This window comes from Qipengyuania aquimaris, assembly GCF_020171965.1.
Lineage (GTDB): Bacteria > Pseudomonadota > Alphaproteobacteria > Sphingomonadales > Sphingomonadaceae > Qipengyuania > Qipengyuania aquimaris_A.
Map to the genome: position 1 here is coordinate 382,203 of NZ_JAIUZK010000002.1, position 17,606 is coordinate 399,808.

Annotated in this window: 19 protein-coding genes and 1 tRNA gene; 12 read left to right on the top strand and 8 right to left on the bottom strand. The window is 63.8% G+C overall.

Annotated elements, in window-relative coordinates; genetic code table 11:
• Nucleotides 1-2: 2 nt before the first annotated feature.
• The 6 genes from LCM24_RS09480 to LCM24_RS09505 all read left to right on the top strand — a co-directional run bounded on the left by LCM24_RS09480 (nucleotide 3) and on the right by LCM24_RS09505 (nucleotide 5,041).
• On the top strand, nucleotides 3-1,070 hold the full coding sequence (locus LCM24_RS09480; RefSeq protein ID WP_224803794.1) for a mechanosensitive ion channel family protein: 1,068 nt from the start codon (nucleotides 3-5) through the stop codon (nucleotides 1,068-1,070).
• Nucleotides 1,071-1,167: 97 nt separating this feature from the next.
• A complete protein-coding gene (cobA, locus tag LCM24_RS09485) occupies nucleotides 1,168-1,926 on the top strand; it encodes a uroporphyrinogen-III C-methyltransferase (RefSeq protein WP_224803796.1) in 759 nt (252 codons plus the stop codon).
• A complete protein-coding gene (locus tag LCM24_RS09490; protein ID WP_090481934.1) occupies nucleotides 1,923-2,219 on the top strand; it encodes a DUF2849 domain-containing protein in 297 nt (98 codons plus the stop codon). Before cobA ends, LCM24_RS09490 begins: the two co-directional genes overlap by 4 nt.
• Nucleotides 2,219-3,850: a nitrite/sulfite reductase gene (locus LCM24_RS09495; protein WP_224803798.1), complete on the top strand. Its 1,632-nt coding sequence runs from the start codon at nucleotides 2,219-2,221 to the stop codon at nucleotides 3,848-3,850. Before LCM24_RS09490 ends, LCM24_RS09495 begins: the two co-directional genes overlap by 1 nt.
• Nucleotides 3,843-4,289: a DUF934 domain-containing protein gene (locus tag LCM24_RS09500; protein WP_224803799.1), complete on the top strand. Its 447-nt coding sequence runs from the start codon at nucleotides 3,843-3,845 to the stop codon at nucleotides 4,287-4,289. The genes LCM24_RS09495 and LCM24_RS09500 overlap by 8 nt, the downstream gene beginning before the upstream one ends.
• On the top strand, nucleotides 4,286-5,041 hold the full coding sequence (locus LCM24_RS09505) for a phosphoadenylyl-sulfate reductase (RefSeq protein WP_224803801.1): 756 nt from the start codon (nucleotides 4,286-4,288) through the stop codon (nucleotides 5,039-5,041). Before LCM24_RS09500 ends, LCM24_RS09505 begins: the two co-directional genes overlap by 4 nt.
• Before the next feature lie 48 nt (nucleotides 5,042-5,089).
• On the opposite strand, the gene LCM24_RS09510 is transcribed toward LCM24_RS09505, so the two are convergent.
• The gene (locus LCM24_RS09510; RefSeq protein ID WP_224803803.1) at nucleotides 5,090-5,512 is read right to left on the bottom strand and encodes a hypothetical protein; all 423 of its coding nucleotides are present in this window, start codon (nucleotides 5,510-5,512) and stop codon (nucleotides 5,090-5,092) included.
• Nucleotides 5,513-5,678: 166 nt separating this feature from the next.
• Here LCM24_RS09510 and LCM24_RS09515 point away from each other — a divergent pair, with 166 nt between their 5' ends.
• The gene (locus tag LCM24_RS09515) at nucleotides 5,679-6,263 is read left to right on the top strand and encodes a hypothetical protein (protein WP_224803805.1); all 585 of its coding nucleotides are present in this window, start codon (nucleotides 5,679-5,681) and stop codon (nucleotides 6,261-6,263) included.
• On the opposite strand, the gene LCM24_RS09520 is transcribed toward LCM24_RS09515, so the two are convergent.
• Genes LCM24_RS09520 through obgE form a run of 3 tightly spaced genes read right to left on the bottom strand, consistent with a single transcriptional unit; the run spans nucleotide 6,260 to nucleotide 9,358 of the window.
• Nucleotides 6,260-7,171 (bottom strand): NAD-dependent epimerase/dehydratase family protein, encoded by a 912-nt coding sequence (locus LCM24_RS09520; protein ID WP_224803807.1) that lies wholly within the window; start codon nucleotides 7,169-7,171, stop codon nucleotides 6,260-6,262. The genes LCM24_RS09515 and LCM24_RS09520 overlap by 4 nt on opposite strands.
• On the bottom strand, nucleotides 7,168-8,289 hold the full coding sequence (gene proB, locus LCM24_RS09525) for a glutamate 5-kinase (protein ID WP_224803809.1): 1,122 nt from the start codon (nucleotides 8,287-8,289) through the stop codon (nucleotides 7,168-7,170). The genes LCM24_RS09520 and proB overlap by 4 nt, the downstream gene beginning before the upstream one ends.
• Nucleotides 8,290-8,296: 7 nt before the next feature.
• A complete protein-coding gene (gene obgE, locus LCM24_RS09530; RefSeq protein WP_224803812.1) occupies nucleotides 8,297-9,358 on the bottom strand; it encodes a GTPase ObgE in 1,062 nt (353 codons plus the stop codon).
• A 112-nt stretch (nucleotides 9,359-9,470) separates the two neighbouring features.
• Between obgE and LCM24_RS09535 the strand changes: the two genes are divergently transcribed.
• Complete coding sequence (locus LCM24_RS09535; protein WP_224803813.1) at nucleotides 9,471-9,740, top strand: hypothetical protein; 270 nt, start codon at nucleotides 9,471-9,473, stop codon at nucleotides 9,738-9,740.
• A 9-nt stretch (nucleotides 9,741-9,749) separates the two neighbouring features.
• On the opposite strand, the gene LCM24_RS09540 is transcribed toward LCM24_RS09535, so the two are convergent.
• The 3 genes from LCM24_RS09540 to LCM24_RS09550 form a co-directional block, all read right to left on the bottom strand.
• Nucleotides 9,750-9,825: transfer RNA gene (locus LCM24_RS09540), tRNA-Thr, on the bottom strand.
• Nucleotides 9,826-9,854: 29 nt separating this feature from the next.
• Complete coding sequence (locus LCM24_RS09545) at nucleotides 9,855-10,736, bottom strand: hypothetical protein (RefSeq protein WP_224803815.1); 882 nt, start codon at nucleotides 10,734-10,736, stop codon at nucleotides 9,855-9,857.
• The gene (locus LCM24_RS09550; RefSeq protein WP_224803817.1) at nucleotides 10,729-12,045 is read right to left on the bottom strand and encodes a replication-associated recombination protein A; all 1,317 of its coding nucleotides are present in this window, start codon (nucleotides 12,043-12,045) and stop codon (nucleotides 10,729-10,731) included. Before LCM24_RS09550 ends, LCM24_RS09545 begins: the two co-directional genes overlap by 8 nt.
• Nucleotides 12,046-12,143: 98 nt before the next feature.
• Here LCM24_RS09550 and LCM24_RS09555 point away from each other — a divergent pair, with 98 nt between their 5' ends.
• Together LCM24_RS09555 and LCM24_RS09560 are read left to right on the top strand one after the other, a co-directional pair.
• Nucleotides 12,144-12,905 (top strand): PadR family transcriptional regulator, encoded by a 762-nt coding sequence (locus tag LCM24_RS09555; RefSeq protein WP_224803819.1) that lies wholly within the window; start codon nucleotides 12,144-12,146, stop codon nucleotides 12,903-12,905.
• Between the two features lie 74 nt (nucleotides 12,906-12,979).
• Entirely contained in the window at nucleotides 12,980-13,417 is a 438-nt protein-coding gene (locus tag LCM24_RS09560) for a hypothetical protein (protein ID WP_224803821.1), read from the top strand.
• 12 nt (nucleotides 13,418-13,429) lie between these two features.
• Here LCM24_RS09560 and LCM24_RS09565 read toward each other — a convergent pair whose 3' ends face one another.
• Nucleotides 13,430-14,599, bottom strand: coding sequence for a glycosyltransferase family 4 protein (locus LCM24_RS09565; RefSeq protein ID WP_224803824.1), 1,170 nt, complete (start codon nucleotides 14,597-14,599; stop codon nucleotides 13,430-13,432).
• A 174-nt stretch (nucleotides 14,600-14,773) separates the two neighbouring features.
• Here LCM24_RS09565 and LCM24_RS09570 point away from each other — a divergent pair, with 174 nt between their 5' ends.
• Nucleotides 14,774-15,931, top strand: coding sequence for a phosphoserine transaminase (locus LCM24_RS09570; protein ID WP_224803826.1), 1,158 nt, complete (start codon nucleotides 14,774-14,776; stop codon nucleotides 15,929-15,931).
• Nucleotides 15,932-16,022: 91 nt separating this feature from the next.
• A complete protein-coding gene (gene serA, locus LCM24_RS09575) occupies nucleotides 16,023-17,606 on the top strand; it encodes a phosphoglycerate dehydrogenase (protein WP_224803828.1) in 1,584 nt (527 codons plus the stop codon).

Here is a 17,606-nt window from a genome sequence, read left to right on the forward strand (position 1 = left end):
TCGTGCAGGGCGATACACCACCCGCAAGCAGCGAAACCCCGCAAGCCGACACGGTAGAGCAGGCGTGGTCCCTGGCCGAACCCGCGCCGGAAGAGACCGCCGTGGCCGCATCGGAAGGTATCAAGGAGGCGGTCAGCGAGAAGAGCGCCACGGTCGGGTCGATCGTCGACACGCTCGATTCCCTGGCGCTGAGTTTCGGCGACATGCGCATTTCGCTGTTCGACGTGCTGATCGTCGCCACGATCCTCGTCGGGGTGATCGCCTTCGCGTGGTTCATCAGCAAATTGTCCCGGCGGCTGGTGCGCCGCATCCACCGGCTGGACGACACGCAGCAATTGCTGGTCGAAAAGATCGTTACCATCGCCATCTGGGCGGCGGCGTTTTTCCTAGGCATCGACCTGCTCGGCATCGACCTGACCGCGCTGGCGGTGTTCTCCGGTGCCTTCGGCCTCGCCATCGGTTTCGGTCTCCAGAAGACCTTCGGTAATTTGATCGCGGGAATCATCCTGTTGATGGACAAGTCGATCAAGCCGGGCGACGTGATTGCCGTCACCGACATGGCTGGCAATGAAAGTTTCGGCCAGATCCGCAAGATCGGCGTGCGCGCGGTTTCCGTGACGACCCGCGACCAGCGCGAATACCTCATCCCGAACGAAAACCTGATGATCAACCAGGTCGAAAACTGGTCCTACTCTTCAAAGAACGTGCGGATGCAGGTGCCGGTGGGCGTCAGCTACGAGGCCGATATGAAGCTGGCCGAAGAGCTCATGCTCGAAGCCGCCAGGGCAAGCGACCGGGTCCTCAAAGCGCCGCCGCCGACGGTGTGGATGTCCGAGTATGGCGACAATTCGGTGAATTTCGTGATCCACTGCTGGATCAGGGATCCCGAAGACGGGGTCGGCAATGTGCGCAGTGCCGTGCTCAAGAAGCTGTGGTGGCTGTTCAAGGAAAACGGCATCGAAATCCCGTTCCCGCAGCGCGACCTGCACATCCGCTCGAGCGACCAGCTCGACCGTTGGTTCGAGATGATGATGGCCCGCAGCGGCGGCGACCAGGTTACAAAAGAATAGTTTTGCGCTCGCACAGCGCTGATTTCAAAATCTGCGCTACCTGCCCACGCACTCATTCTGATTGGCGCTCAAAAGCCATGCAGCGCATCTTTGTCTCATGGCAAATACCGGAACCATCTATCTCGTCGGCGCGGGGCCGGGCGATCCCGACCTCCTGACGCTGAGGGCTGCGCGCCTGCTCGATCGCGCGCGGATCATCGTCCACGACGGTCTCGTCGACCCTGCAATCCTGGCGCTCGCCCATCCCGAGGCCGAGCTGATCTCGGTCGCGAAACAGCGTTCGAAGCATACCATGGCGCAGGAAGACATCTGCGACCTGCTGGTGCGCATTGCCCGCTCCGGTGAGGACGTCGTGCGCCTGAAGGGCGGCGATCCCTTCATTTTCGGGCGCGGCGGTGAAGAAGCGGAAGCGGCCCGCGCGGCGAATGTGTCGGTCGAGGTCGTCCCGGGCATCAGTGCCGCCAACGGCGCGGCGGCCGCGTCACAGATTGCGCTCACCCACCGCGATGCATCCTCGATCGTCAGCTTCGTCGCCGGCCAGTGCAAGGGGCTGAAGGACCAGGATTGGGCCGGACTTGCCGGCAAGGGTCGCACGCTCGTCATTTACATGGGTGTGAAAACCGCGCCGCAGATTGCCGAAAAGCTGATGGAAGACGGCCTCGCGCCCGATATGCCGGTGGCCGTGATCGAGAACGGTGCGCGCCCCGAAATGCGCGTGCTGCGCGGCCCGCTGGCTGCTCTTCCCGACCTTGTCGAAGCTGAACAGGTGGTCAGCCCCGCGCTGATCGTCATCGGCGAGGTGACGGCACGCGATAATCTCTCGCTCGCGGCTCTTGCACAGGAGGCTGCGCGATGAGGATATTGACCGGCAACGACCTCAAGACGGGGGCAGTCACCTGGTGGACCGGCAGCGACTGGTCGCTTCATGTCGAAGACGCCGTCGATGTGACCGGCAGCGAGGATGAAATCGCCCGCCGCGAGGAATCCGCCCGCCGCGTCAATGCGCCCTATGCGATCGATGCCACGATGGACGAGGGCAGCCCGCGTCCTTCGCACATCAAGGACCGCGTCCGCGCGATCGGCCCGACGGTGCGCCCCGATCTCACTCTCAAACCCGCCGATCCCGACATCGGCAACTGGGTGATCTGATGTATAAGTACGATTCATACGACCAGCAGATGGTCGATGCCCGGGTCGAGGAATTCCGCGACCAGGCACGCCGCCGTCTGGAAGGGAAGCTGACCGAAGACCAGTTCAAGCCGCTGCGGCTGATGAACGGTCTCTACCTGCAATTGCACGCCTATATGCTGCGCGTCGCCATTCCCTATGGCACGCTCGACAGCCGGCAGATGCACGCGCTGGCCGATATCGCGGACAAATACGACCGCGGATACGGGCATTTCACCACGCGCCAGAACATCCAGTACAACTGGATCAAGCTGGAAGATGCGGCCGACATCCTGGCCGACCTCGCCAAGGTGGAAATGCACGCGATCCAGACCAGCGGGAACTGCATCCGCAACATCTCGTCCGACCATTTCGCGGGCGCTGCTGCGGACGAGGTGGTCGACCCGAGGCCATATGCCGAACTGCTGCGTCAGTGGTCGAGTTTCCACCCGGAATTCAGTTACCTGCCGCGCAAGTTCAAGATTGCGGTGATCGCCAGCGATACCGATCGTGCAGCCATGCGGTTGCATGACATCGGCATCCAGATCGTGGAGCAGGACGGCGAGTTGGGCGCTGCCTTCTACGTCGGCGGGGGCATGGGCCGCACGCCGATGATTGCGCCGTGCATCAACCCCTTCGTCCCGCTCGACCAGCTGGTCACCTATGCCGAGGCATGCCTGCGGGTCTACAACCGGCACGGTCGCCGCGACAACAAGTACAAGGCGCGGATCAAGATACTCGTCCACGAAATGGGCGCGGAAGAATACACGCGCCAGGTCGAGGCGGAATTCGCGCACTTGCTGGAACAGGGTGTCGAGCCACCCTTCGCCGAACTCGAGCGCATCCGCACATTCTTCGAGGACCCGCTGTTCGAAGCGGACCTGCCTGCTGAGATCGACCGCTCCGATCCCGATTTCGCCCTCTGGGTCGACCGCAATACGGTTGCACACAAGGCCGACGGATACGTGTCCGCCGTCATCAGCCTGAAGCCGGTAGGCGGCATTCCCGGCGATGCGACGGCAGAGCAGATGCACCTCATGGCGGACCTCGCGCGCGATTACAGTTTCGACGAACTGCGCGTGATGCACACGCAGAACATCGTCCTGCCGCACGTTCGCAAGGCCGATCTCCACGCGCTGTGGACCGCTCTCGATGAAGCAGGACTGGGCAGCCCGAACCTCGACACCGTCGAAGACATCATCGCCTGCCCGGGCCTCGACTATTGCAGCCTCGCCAATGCGCGCTCGATCCCGGTCGCGCAGCAGATTTCGGAGCGTTTTGCTGCTAATGGCAAGACCGAGGCGCTCGGCCAGCTCAAGCTGAAGATCTCCGGCTGCATCAACGCCTGCGGGCACCATCACGCCGGCCACATCGGCATCTTGGGCGTCGATAAGAAGGGCGTCGAGAACTACCAGCTCCTGCTCGGCGGAAGCGAGGCGGAGGACGTGAGCCTCGCCAAGATCACCGGCCCCGGCTTCGATGAAGCAGGTATCGTCGACGCGGTTGAAACCGCTGCCGACGTCTACCTGCGCGAGCGCCAGGACGGCGAACGCTTCCTCGACACATACCGCCGTATCGGCATGACCCCCTTCAAGGAGGCCCTTTATGGCTGACTTCGTTTCCGACACCGACACGCTCATCCGCTATCGCGAAGACGAGCCCGTCGATCATGCGGCGGTAACGGTCGATTCCTTTCTCGACCAATCGAATGCCAGCGCCGTTCGCGTTGAACCGGGTGACGACGCGCGCGAACTGATCCCGCATCTGGATCGCCTTGCGCTGGTGGAAGTGAACTTCCCCGCCTTCGGTGACGGGCGCGGATATTCTTCCGCCCGCCTGCTGCGCGAGGCCGGCTACGAGGGCGAACTGCGCGCCGTGGGCGATGTGCTGGTGGACCAGGTCGCTTATATGCGCCGCTGCGGCTTCGACGCGTTCGAGCCTGACGCAGCCCTTAACGAAGAAGACCTCGAAACCGCGCTCTCGCGCTGGCCGGAAGTGTACCAGCCCGCCGCCGATAGCCGCACGCCGATCTGGGCCAAGCGGCACGCATGAACGAGACACGCGCCATCGACCGCCTCGATACGGGGCCACGCTTCACGGATCACGATGCGATCCGCCTGAACCGCATGTTTCGCGGTAGCGAGACCGAAGACTGGCTGCGCGCGGTGGTCGAAGGCAATCTGGTGGGCGAGATCGCCCTGGTTTCCAGCTTTGGTGCGGAAAGTGCGGCGCTGCTGCACCTCGTCTCGCGGATCGACGACAGCATTCCGATCCTGTTCCTCGACACGGGCAAGCATTTTCCCGAAACGCTCGCCTATCGCGACGAATTGACGGATTTGCTCGGCCTCAACCGGGTCGATCTCTATCCCGAGCTTTCCGATCTCGAAAAGCGCGATGAAACCGGCCTTCGCTGGTCATACGACCCGGACGGATGCTGCGAATTGCGCAAGGTGCGCCCGCTGGAGAAGGCGTTGGAGCGCTATGATGCGAGCCTCACGGGTCGCAAGGCGTTCCAGTCCACCACCCGCGCCAATCTGCCGCGTTTCGAGGTGGACACTTCTGATGCGCAGGGGCGGATGAAGATCAACCCGCTGATCGACTGGGACGCGGACCGCATCGCTGCCTATTTCGAAGAGCACGAGCTACCGCGTCATCCGCTAGTGGAACGCGGTTTCCCCTCGATCGGCTGCTCGCCCTGTACCCGCGAGGTAAAGCCCGGCGAAGATCCGCGCGCGGGCCGATGGAGTGGCTGGGACAAGGTGGAGTGCGGCATCCACAAGCCGGGCGAGGAACCGTTCCTCTAAGAAAAAAGGGCGCGAAGCACAGGTCCCCCGCGCCCCGATTGGTTCAATTCAGCTTTCTACGCGTTCGACCACGGCCGTCTCGCCGGCGGGATTGGTCGATGTCCAGACGCCGTCTTCGCCGATCTGTTCGGTATTGCACTGCTCCCCGGCGGGAGTGTCTTCGTCGACATAGGCTTCATCGACCGTGTAGCAGTACTGGCTCGGCGACTTCTGGTCCCACCTGCCGGTCTCGACGACTTCGCCATTGAGCGACTGGGTGTAGGTGCCATCGGCGCGAACATCCTCGTCGTATACGTTGCCGTCCGAAGACGTGACGCGGTACATTCCCGGGGTTGCCTGACCGTCCGCCGCGATGCCGGATTCGTCCACCATGGCGGGCTCTTCCACCGGTTCGTCTACGACTTCTTCTTCGGCAGCCTGCGAACAGCCTGCCAGGATCGCCGCGCTTGCGACGAGTATCAGTTTTCTCATGAAGACCTCCACAGCGACCCGTGAATGAAGGCGGATATTTCCGCTCACGACTCGCAACCCTGACGCGAGACTAGGGGTGGGGGTGGAGGGTGGCAACGTTCCCCGGATTTGGGCGCGTCACCCAGCTCGTGTTGACTTGCTTTTGTGTGCGGATAGGCTCCTTCCGATGTCGATCGCCCTCCTATCCGTTCTCGCACTGGCGCAAGCCGCCGGTACGCCCTCTCCGCCCGACTGCACCTATGATCGCGAGAAAATGCTCGCTCTGTCCCAGCAGGAGTTCGATCAGGACCTCGAAGGGGGATGGCGGGTATTGGCGAAACGCGGCTGCAGCGAAGAGGCCGCCGAACTTATCCGCGACTGGCGCCACGAAAAGCGGGCCCATGCCAGCATTCTATACTGGCACGAGGGGCAGCTCCGCGCGGAAATCGGCCAGACGGAGCAGGCGATCGCGCTGTTCAAGCTGACCTATAAATCGCCCGAATGGGACCGCGATTTCGGCTGGAATCACTATGTCGACGGGAGCATCGCCTTCCTGTCACGCGATCGCGAGATGCTGGCGCGCGCGATCGATCGGCTGAAAGAGGTGCCTGCACCCGACAATCTGACGTTCAAGCGCCCGGACGGATCGAGTTTCATGATGGCCTGGCCGCCGAACCTCAACGTGCTCGAGGCATTCGACAGGTGCTGGGACCTGCCCTACGCGGAAGCCTATGCGATGAAAGAGTGCGTGACGCCGGAGCAAGCAGGCTAGAGCCAGCCTTCCTCGCGATACCATTGCGCGGTCATCTTCAGGCCGTCGCGGCTTTCGATATAGGGCTCCCAAACGGCGGCGGGCACTTTCATTGCGGAGCGCGAAACCCAGTTCGGATGGGTCATGTAGCCGACCCGGTCGGCAGTCAGGCGCGCCTTGTCGCCGCGAAGTAACTTGTCGGCCTTCGCGCCCAGTTCCAGCACGTTCCTGGGGAGGTGGGGGGCGAAGACCCTGCGTCCCACGGCCTGCCCGATGGCTTTCGCCAGTTCGTCATGGCCCCAGCCGCCTTCGCGCCCGTCGTCGGGTTCGAAGGTCTTGCGCCTCACCAGGGCGGGTGAGGCATCGACCAGGTCGAGCAGGAGGCGCGCAAGGTCGTGGACGTGGATGAGCGAGCTGGCGCCGCGCGGGGGCAGGGGGAGGAAGCCGAACTTCGCGCTGCGGAACATCTCGAAATAATCGACATCGCGCGGGCCATATACGCCGGGCGGACGCACGGTCGTCCAGTCGAGGCCGCTCGCCTCGACCAGCTTTTCTGCTTCTGCCTTCGACGCGCCGTAGGCCGACAGGCCCGGCTCGCGTGCGGCGAGGGAGGAGACGAAAACGAAGCGCTTCACCTTCTTGGCCTTGGCGGCCTCGATCAGGCGGACGGTTCCATCGACATTCGCCTCGCGGAAAGCAGCGGGGTCGGGGGTGTTGGTGAGGCCTGCCACGTGAATGACGGCGTCGGCGCCTTCACAGAGTGTTTCCAGAGATGTGGTGTCGGACAGGCTGCCCTCGATCCAGTCCACCCCTGCCATTTCGTCCTGTGAACGGCGGGTCAGCGCCCGAACCGTGATTTCCCGGTCGCCCGCGCCGTCGAGCACTGCGCGGCCGACGAAGCCGGTGGCCCCTGTCAGCGCGACAATCATGCCCGGACCATGTGGTCGCGATGGACGACGGCGGCGCGGGGCGCATAGCCGAGTTTGTCGGCCTGCTCTTCTTCGCGCAGGCCCACGATCTGGCGGCATTCGGCGGCGCTGTATTCGACCAGGCCCTGACCCAGCCGTTCGCCCTTCGCGCCGTGGATCGCCACGAGGTCGCCGCGCTGGAAATCGCCCTCCACCGCCGTGAGACCTGCCGCAAGCAGGCTGGCGCCATTGGCGAGTGCAGCGGTACAGCCGGGGTCGACGGTCAGCACGCCTGCCGGGGCAAGCCTGCCGGACAGCCATGCCTTGCGTGCGCTCTCCTCGCCCTGTGCGGTGAAGAGCGTGCCGGTCCCGCTGTCCAGAGCCCTGCCGATCGGCGCGTCGTGCGTGCCGTTGATGATCGCGAGGCAGATACCGGCGCGCTCGGCAATGCGCGCGGCTTGCAGCTTTGCCACCATGCCGCCCGAGCCCATGCCCGAACCCGATTCCGTGCTCGCCATGGCGATGACTTCGGGTGAAACGCCCTCGACCTTTTCGATCAGCTGCGCGCCATCTTCGCTCGGGTGGCGATCGTAGAGCCCGTCGACGTCGGAGAGCAGCAGGACCGCATCCCCGCCTGCAGCCTGCGCCACGCGGGCGGCCAGTCGGTCGTTGTCGCCGAACCGGATTTCTTCGGTCGCCACGCTGTCGTTTTCGTTCACCACCGGCACCGCGCCGGTTTCGACGAGCCGCTGCAGCGTTGCGGAGGCGTTGAGATAGCGCCTGCGATCCTCGAGATCCCCCAGCGTCACCAGCATCTGCGCGGCGAGCATTCCACGTTCCGCCAGCGCCTCTCCCCAGACCCGCGCCAATTCGACCTGCCCGACCGATGCCGCCGCCTGTGCATCGGCAAGGCTTGCGCGGCCACCCTTCGGCAGGCCCAGACGTGCGGCACCCAGCGCAATCGCGCCCGAGGATACGACGATGATCTCGGTGCCTGCCTCCCTCAGTTCAGCCAGTTCGCCCGCCAGTGTCGCCAGCCAGTCGCGCCGCGCTTCGCCGTTTTCGATCAGCAGGGCCGAGCCGACCTTGACGATCAGCCGCTTGGCGGAACGGATATCGGCGAGGGAGGCTATGGCCATCGCGCGGTCAGAGAGGCGACCAGTCGGAGGCTTCGTCCGCCTCGTTATCGTCGACAGGCGCGGCCTTGGTTTCGGTCGCCGTGCGATCCGGCAAATAGCTCAGGACCGCGTCCATCAGTTCCTCGATCCCTTCGCCCGTCGCGCCGGAGATGGAGAAGACCTTTTCCGCCCCTGCAGCCAGCAATTCGTCGGCAAAGGCCGCGCCCAGTTCCTTGTCCGCAAGGTCGAGCTTGTTGAGCACCACCAGCTGCGGCTTGTCGAGCAGGCCCGCGCCATAGGCTTCGAGCTCGGCGTTGACCGTCTGGTAGGCGTCTGCAGGATCCTCGCCCGCGATGTCGATCAGGTGGATCAGCACGCGGCAGCGCTCGATATGGCCGAGGAAGCGATCGCCGATGCCGGCCCCGTCCGCTGCGCCCTCGATCAGGCCGGGAATGTCGGCGAGCACGAATTCGCGCCCCTTGTGGCGCACAACGCCCAGTTTCGGGACCAGCGTAGTGAAGGCATAGGCCCCCACCTTGGCCTTGGTATTGGTGACCTGGTTGATGAAAGTCGACTTGCCCGCGTTCGGCAGGCCGAGGAGGCCCACATCGGCGAGCAGCTTCAGCCGCAGCCAGACCCACATTTCCTCGCCCGGTTCGCCCGGCTGGTGCTGGCGCGGCGCGCGGTTGGTCGAGCTCTTGTAGCTCGCGTTGCCGCGGCCACCCATGCCGCCTTCGAGGAAGACGACCTGCTGGCCGACCTCGGTGAAATCGGCGAGAACTTCTTCCTTGTCCTCGGACAGGACCTGCGTGCCGACGGGGACCTGGATCACCAGGTCGGGCGCGCCTGCGCCGGTGCGATCGCGGCCCATGCCGTGGCCGCCGCGCTTTGCCTTGAAGTGCTGCGAATAGCGAAAGTCGATCAGCGTGTTGAGGCCTTCGACCGCTTCGAAAACGATGTCGCCGCCCTTGCCGCCATTGCCGCCGTCCGGGCCGCCATACTGGATGTATTTCTCGCGCCGAAAGCTGACGGCGCCGGGGCCTCCGGAACCGCTTTTCAGGTAGATCTTGGCTTGGTCGAGAAAGTGCATTGCGCGCCTCTAATCGTTTTTCCCGCCGATGGCGAGTATTGGTGGCCGTCAAGCTGGGCGCCCTGCCGAATTGTCTTTACGCCGCGCCGCTTTCGCACCTACTCCGGCGCTCATGCAGTTCGACGATCTCATGCGCCGCTACTTCGCCACCCCGGACCTGGCCGAAGTAACTCCGGCAGGTTTGGAAGCAGGCATAGAACGCTGCCGCGTGGACCTTGGCCTCGAAACGGACCCGGGCAAACGCTTTGCCCTGTGGACGCTGCTCTTCATGCTCGGCGCGGCGCCCGATCTCGACGTGGCATTCGAAAACGAAGACGAGCGCGAAGCCGCACGCAACTTCATGGACCTGATGGCCGCAAGCGAGGCTGAAAGCGAGGGTTGAGGGGGCGGGTGGTGCCGGCTGCAGGAGTCGAACCCGCGACCTGATGATTACAAATCAACTGCTCTACCAACTGAGCTAAGCCGGCCTGTTCACCCAACGACGCGCGCCTTTGGGCTAAAATGCGCCGAAGGTCCAGCCCTCTGTGCGTGCAATTTCATCGGTAAGCCCTGGCGGCGCCCAGCGTTTCCGTTCTCCGGCCACTTTGCGCAGCCATGCGGCCGTTAGCAGCGCGTCGGACGCGTGGTCGTCGATTGCCCCGCTGCCGGGGACCGAAGGCGACCCGAGGACGGTGAGCGCTGTATTCAACTCCTCGACCGTGCGCATCTTTGCTCGCCCTGCGCTGCGGCCTGCCTCCAGCGCGGCGAGGCTGGTGTAGATCTCGACCAGAGCCGAACCGGAGGGGGGTAGCGGGTCGACCGGCCACACGGGCAGGCGACCGCGCAGCTGGTGCAGCATCCGCATGCCGGTGAGGCTGGACTTGCCGACCTGCGCCGCGCCGACGAGGTTGAAGTTGGAATAGGGTTTGCAGCCCATGCTGGCCTGGACCTGCTCGGTCACGCGAAAGCGCCCGCGCCGGTGGTCGGCATTGTCGCAGAAAAAGTGTGCGCCGGTATCGGTGCCATCGCGGAAATAGGGGCGGTAGGACGGGTGATCGACAAAGGCCTGTGCGCCGAGGTTCGCTTCATGCGAGCAGATGTCGTCGATAAGTGCCCAAAGGGCAGGCGCGTGCGGGAGGAGCACGTCGTTCGCAGGGAAGAACGCGCCGCAATCGGAATGGGGGAGCGAGATGCCCAGATCCACCCCGACCAGCGTGTCGTCCGGCAGATCGTCGCGCAGGATGGCGAGCACGTCTTCGCGGCCCCAGCCTTTTCCGCGCTCGACCAGAACCGGCGGGCCGCCTCCTACATCGGCGATGGCGACGGCAATGCCTTTCTGCTTCGCCCCTTTCGCCCCCGACCAGTCGATCGCCACGAAATGGTCGAAGCGGTCAGTCACGTTCGCGCCTTAGCTTATCCCAATAGTCGAGGCGCTTCTTTACCTCGCGCTCGAACCCGCGTTCTACCGGCTGGTAATAGCTTTGCGGCTCCATTTCCTCGGGCCAGTAATTGTCGCCCGAAAAGCCGTCTTCGGCGTCGTGGTCGTAGCTGTAGCCCGAGCCATAGCCGATATCCTTCATCAGCTTGGTTGGCGCGTTGAGGATGTTCTGGGGCGGCATCAGGCTGCCGGTTTCCTTCGCGCTCTTGAACGAGGATTTCTGCGCCTTGTAGACCGCGTTCGATTTGGGCGCGGTGGCGAGATAGGTGCAGGCCTGCACCAGTGCCAGTTCGCCTTCCGGGCTGCCAAGAAACTCGTATGCGTCCTTCGCGGCCATGCATTGGACCAGCGCTTGCGGGTCGGCCATGCCGATGTCTTCCACCGCCATGCGCACGAGCCTGCGTGCAAGGAAGCGCGGCTCCTCGCCAGCAGTCAGCATGCGCGCGAGGTAATAGAGGCTGGCCTGCACATCGCTGCCGCGCACCGCCTTGTGGAGCGCGGAAATGAGGTTGTAATGGCCCTCGCGATCCTTGTCGTAGACCGCGACGCGTCGCTGGAGGAACTTGCCGAGCGCCGCGGGATCGAGCGGTTCGTCGATCTTCGCATTGTAGAGCGTTTCGGCCTGGTTGAGCAGGAAGCGCCCGTCGCCATCGGCGCTCGCCACCAATGCATCGCGCGCTTCTTTCGTCAGGGGGAGGGGGCCTTCCAGCTCCTCTGCCCGGTCGAGCAACTGGCCGAGCGCCTCGCGGTCCAGGCGCTGGAGGATCAATACCTGCGCGCGGCTGAGCAATGCCGCGTTGAGCGCAAAGCTGGGGTTTTCCGTCGTGGCGCCGACCAGCGTCACCGTGCCGCGTTCGACGAAGGGGAGGAAGCCGTCCTGCTGGGCGCGGTTGAAGCGGTGGATCTCGTCCACGAACAGCAGCGTGCGCTGGCCAGCCTCGGCAGCCTTGTCTGCGGCGGCGAAGGCTTTCTTGAGGTCGGCCACGCCGGAGAACACTGCACTGACGCTTTCGAAGCGCATGCCCACGCTGTCGGCCAGCAGGCGCGCGATAGTCGTCTTGCCGGTGCCGGGCGGCCCCCACAGGATCATGCTGGAGAGACGCCCGGCCGCGACCATGCGGCCGATTGCGCCTTCGGGTCCGGTCAGATGGTCCTGCCCGATAACCTCGGCCAAGGATTTGGGACGCAGCCGGTCGGCGAGCGGCGCATCTTCGCGCATGCTGTCGGTCGCGGGGCTCTGGGGGAGATCTTCGGGAAACAGGTCGGCCATTGATCGGATCACATAGTGCGTTCGCCGACAAATTGCAGGGGGCGCTTGCGAATAGGGCAATAAGATATATCTTAGTAATATCTAAAAGGAGATTCGATATGACTTGCAGCGGTGATCGTGACGAGCCGATGGAAGGCGACATTCCCGAACGGCCCGAAGGCGAAGATTTCGATGTCGAGGTGGAGATCGACGTGGATGTCGATCCCGATGCCGACGGCAGCTTCACACGGACCTATGGCGCTTCGGGAGTATTCGGACCCGACGGCATTTTCGGCCGTCGCGGCCCATTCGGCCCTGACGGACCTTTTGGCCCGAACGGTCCGTTCGGCCCGCGCGGCCCCTTTGGCGAGGGCGGAGGAAAATCGGGCCGCAAGCACAGGTCGCGGCGTCGCCGGATGTTCGCGAGCGGCGAGCTGCGCCTTTTGCTTTTGCATCTGATCGCGGAAGAGCCGCGTCACGGCTACGAGCTGATCAAGGCCGTCGAAGAAATGACCGGCGGCACCTATTCGCCAAGCCCCGGGACGGTCTATCCGACCCTATCCCTGCTGCAGGATGAAGGCCTGATCCGCGAAGTCGATGGCGACGAAGCGCGAAGGGCCTATGGCGCGACCGAAAAGGGCCGCGGCGAACTGGCTGACCGCAAGGACGAGATCGAAACGCTCATCGGCCGGATCGAAGGGCAGCGCAGGCACCGCGCGAAGTCGGGCAAGGCCTTTGCTACGCCCGAAATGTTCCGTGCGGTCGGCAATCTCGCCACAGTGCTGAAGAACCGCGCCAAGAGCGGCCAGCTGGACGAGGATACGATGCGCGAAATCGTCGACCTGGTGGACGAGCTGGCGAAGAAGATCGAACGGCTCTGATCTGCCTCAATCTTGCGTCTTTCGGCCCCGACGCTAGTCTGGTGGCCGAGGGACGCGAGAGGGAGGATCATCAAATGGATAGTGCGACAAAGGCACCCTGGCACCTATGGGTGGTCGGGATCGTGACGCTGTTGTGGAACGGCTTCGGCGCGAACGATTACACACAGACGCAGCTGCGCAACATGGATTACCTCAATTCCATGGGGTACCCGCAAGCGGGGATCGATTATCTCGACCAGTTCCCCGCCTGGGCGGAAGCCGGATGGGCACTGGGCGTATGGGGCGCCGTGATGGGATCGGTCCTGCTCCTGCTGCGCAGCCGCTTCGCCGTCTGGTCCTTCGTCATCTCGCTCATCGGGATTGCGCTGACGACGGTCTATGAAGCAGGGGCGGACATGCCTGCCGAACTGGCTGAAATGCAGCCCGGCTGGTTCCCGATCCTGTTGTGGTGCCTAGCCATATTCCAGCTCTGGTATGCCTGGTCGATGAAGAAGAAGGGTGTCCTGCGCTAGGACCAGCACCTGCTATGCGGCTGTGCGCGAGGCGTGCAGCCGCAGATAGGTATCGACCACGGCCTGGTTGATCGCGTCCCACGAATAGGCGCGCGCGGCTTTTTCGCCATTCGCGCCGTGGGCGAGCCGCAGGGCGTCGTCGGTGCAATAGGGCGCCAGCGCCTCGGCGCAGCCTTTCGAGAACGCATCTGTCTTGCTGGGCGGGACGAGTTGCCCGGTCTCGCCCGGCGTGACGAGGCTGGCGGCGCCCGTTGCGCCGGCGGCGACCACGGGCAGTCCGCAGGCCATCGCTTCCAGCGTCACATTGCCGAAGGTCTCGGTGATCGAGGGATTGAAGAAGATGTCCCCGCTGGCGAGCGCACGGCCAAGATCCTTGCCGGTCTGGAAGCCTACGAATGTGCCGCCGGGCAGGGCTTTTTCGAACCAGCCGCGCGCCGGACCGTCACCGATGACCAGCACCTTGTGCGGAACCTGCATACGCCGCAATTCGACGATGGTGTCGGCAAAGACGTCGAGACCCTTTTCCATGACCAGCCGGCCCAGGAAGACGATTGCCACATCGTCGTCCGCAAGGCCGTTGGCGCGGCGCCATTCCATGTCGCGGCTGGAGGGATCGAAAATCTCGCGGTCGACCCCGCGCGACCAGATGGAGATGTCTTCGTGCATCTCCTGCGCTTTGAGTTCGGCGATCTGGCTCTCCGACGGCGCGACCAGCGCGTCGCAGCGATTGTAGAATCGCCGCAGGCCCGCCTCGACGACAGGTTCCAGGAAGCCGAGGCCGTAATAGCGCGGATAGGTTTCGAACCGCGTGTGCACGCTGGCGAGCACCGGGATGTCCTGCGCCCGGGCCCATTTAAGCGCCTTGTGCGCCGACGGATCCGGTGAGGACAAGTGCATCACATTGGGCGCGAAACGTTCGAGATCGGCCTCGACCTTGCTGCCAAGCCTCAGGGGCAGGCGATATTCGCCGCGGCCCTTCACCGGCATGCGCACATTGGGCACGTTGACGAGATCGCCGGTCGCCTCGAAGTCGGGATTGTCGACCACCGGCGAATAGACACGCAGCTTTGCGCCCTGCCTGAGCAGGTAGTCGGCCAGCCGGTTGAGCGCCTGGTTCGCCCCGTCGCGGGTGTAGTTGTAGTTCCCGCTGAACAGCGCGATGCGTAGATCCGTAACGTCCATCAAGGCGGGCTTTAGGCAAGTGGAACGATTTTGGCGAGAGGGCGCTTCATTCAACACAGCCGCCCTTTTCCGACGCATACCTATTTCGCATTGACTCGCCGCACCGCAACATTATTGCCGCCGATGGGCCACGCGGTCCCAACGCCGCGCGAGCTCTCTGCAAGGAGAGAATACATGACTGCCGAACCGACGCTCAAACCCGAGCGCCCTTTCTTTTCGTCCGGACCGACTGCCAAGCACAAGGGCTGGTCCGCTTCCAACCTCAAAACCGAATCGCTCGGACGCTCGCATCGCAGCGCCCTTGGCAAGTCGCGGCTCAAATATGCCATCGACCTGTCGAAGGAGATGCTCGGCGTGCCAGAGGATTACCTCGTCGGCATCATGCCGGCATCGGACACCGGCGCGCTTGAATGCGCGATGTGGACGATGCTGCGCCCCGATCGCCCGGCCACGGTCGCGGCGTGGGAAAGTTTCGGCAACGTCTGGATCCAGGACGCGGTCAAGCAGCTCAAGCTGCCCAAGCTGACCACGCTCGACGCCGATTACGGTGAAATCCCCGATCTCGCCTCGATCCCGCAGGAAAACGACGTCGTCTTCACCTGGAACGGCACGACTTCGGGCGCGAAGATCCCGAACACCGACTGGCTGGCCGAAGGCCGCGAAGGCGTGACCATCAACGATGCCACCAGCGCCGTTTTCGCGATGGAGATGGACTGGGCCAAGCTCGATGCCACGACCTATAGCTGGCAGAAGGTGATGGGCAGCGAAGCCCAGCACGGCATGCTGATCCTCAGCCCCAAAGCCATCGCCCGAATCGAGGAATACGATCCCCAGTGGCCGCTGCCCAAGCTCTTCCGCCTCAAGAAAGGCGACAAGATCAACCGCGGCATTTTCGAAGGCGCGACGATCAACACGCCGTCCATGCTGGCGACCGAAGATTACATCGATGCGCTCGAATGGGCGCAGGCGATGGGCGGGCGCAAGGCGATGTTCGAACGCGCCGATGCCAATGCCAAGATCGTGCTCGACTGGATCGAGGCGACGCCGTGGCTGCGCAACATGGTCTCCGACCCTGCAAAGCGGACCAACACCGGCGTATGCTTCGTCTTCCAGGGCGACTGGTACGATAGCCTGTCCGACGAGGACAAAGCCGGCGTGCCCAAGAAGATCGTCAAGCTGCTCGAAGAGCGCGACGTGGGCTATGACTTCAACGGCTATCGCGATGCCCCGCCGTCGCTGCGCATCTGGTGCGGCGGCACGGTCGAGCAGGAAGACCTGAAGCGTCTCCTGCCGTGGATCGAATGGGCCTACGAGCAAGTCAAGAACGGCTGATCCGGCTGGCGGCCCCACGAGAACGGGCCGCCGCCTTCCCCCCTAATTACTGCCCGGTGCAAAGCCGGGAAAACGACAGGAATATTCCGTCATGAGCAAACCTAAAGTCCTCATCAGCGACAAGATGGACCCGAATGCTGCGCGCATCTTCGAAGAGCGCGGCTGCGACGTCGACGTCATCACCGGTGAAACGCCCGAAGAACTCAAAGCCCGTATCGGTGAATACGATGGCCTCGCCATCCGGTCTTCGACCAAGGTGACCAAGGAAATCCTCGACGCGGCGACCAACCTCAAGGTCATCGGCCGCGCCGGTATCGGCGTCGACAATGTCGATATCCCTTATGCCAGCGGCAAGGGCGTGGTCGTGATGAACACCCCGTTCGGCAACTCGATCACCACCGCCGAACACGCCATCGCGATGATCATGGCGCTGGCCCGCCAGATCCCCGCCGCCGACCGCCGCACGCAGGCGGGCGAATGGCCGAAGAACGATTTCATGGGCGTGGAAGTCACCGGCAAGACGCTGGGCCTGATCGGCGCTGGCAATATCGGTTCGATCGTCGCTGCCCGCGCCCAAGGCCTCAAGATGAAGGTCATCGCTTTCGATCCCTTCCTGACCGAAGAACGCGCCGTGGAAATCGGAGTCGAGAAGGTCGATCTCGACACGCTGCTGGCCCGTGCCGATTTCATCACGCTGCACACGCCGCTGACCGATGAAACCCGCAATATCCTCAGCCGCGAAAACCTCGCCAAGACCAAGAAGGGTGTGCGCATCGTCAACTGTGCGCGCGGCGGCCTTATCGACGAAGCGGCGCTGGCCGATGCACTCGACAGCGGACAGGTGGCAGGCGCGGCGCTGGACGTGTTCCAGACCGAACCGGCCAAGGAAAGCCCGCTCTTCGGCAAGCCCAATTTCATCTGCACGCCGCACCTTGGCGCCAGCACGAATGAAGCGCAGGTCAATGTCGCCTTGCAGGTGGCCGAACAGCTCGCCGATTACCTCGTCAACGGCGGCGTCACCAATGCGCTCAATATGCCGTCGCTCAGCGCCGAGGAAGCGCCCAAGCTGCGCCCCTACATGGGCCTTGCCGAAAACCTCGGGAGCCTCGTTGGCCAGCTTGCCCATGGCAATCTCACCAAGATCAGCATCGAGCGCGAAGGCGCCGCAGCCCAGCTTTCGGGCAAGCCGATCGAGGGTGCGGTGCTCGCGGGCCTGATGCGCCAGTATTCGGACACGGTGAACATGGTCAACGCGCCCTTCCTTGCGAAGGAACGCGGCCTCGATATCCGTTCGATCCGCCACGAGAAAGAAGGCGCCTACAATACGCTTCTGCGCGTGACCGTGGGCACCGACAGCGGCGACCGGTCGGTTGCCGGTACGCTGTTCGGCGCCGATGCGCCGCGCCTGACCGAAATCTTCGGCGTGCGTATCGAAGCCGAGCTCGACGGGCACATGCTCTACATCGTCAACGAAGACGCACCGGGCTTCATCGGCCGGATCGGTTCGCTGCTGGGCGAAAACGGCATCAACATCGGCACCTTCAACCTCGGCCGCCGCGAAGCGGGCGGGGAAGCAGTGCTGCTCTTAAGCGTCGACCAGCCGATCCCGCAGTATGTCGTCGACAAGGCCTGCGCGCTGGAAGGCGTGAAGACCGTAATGCCACTGGCATTCTGA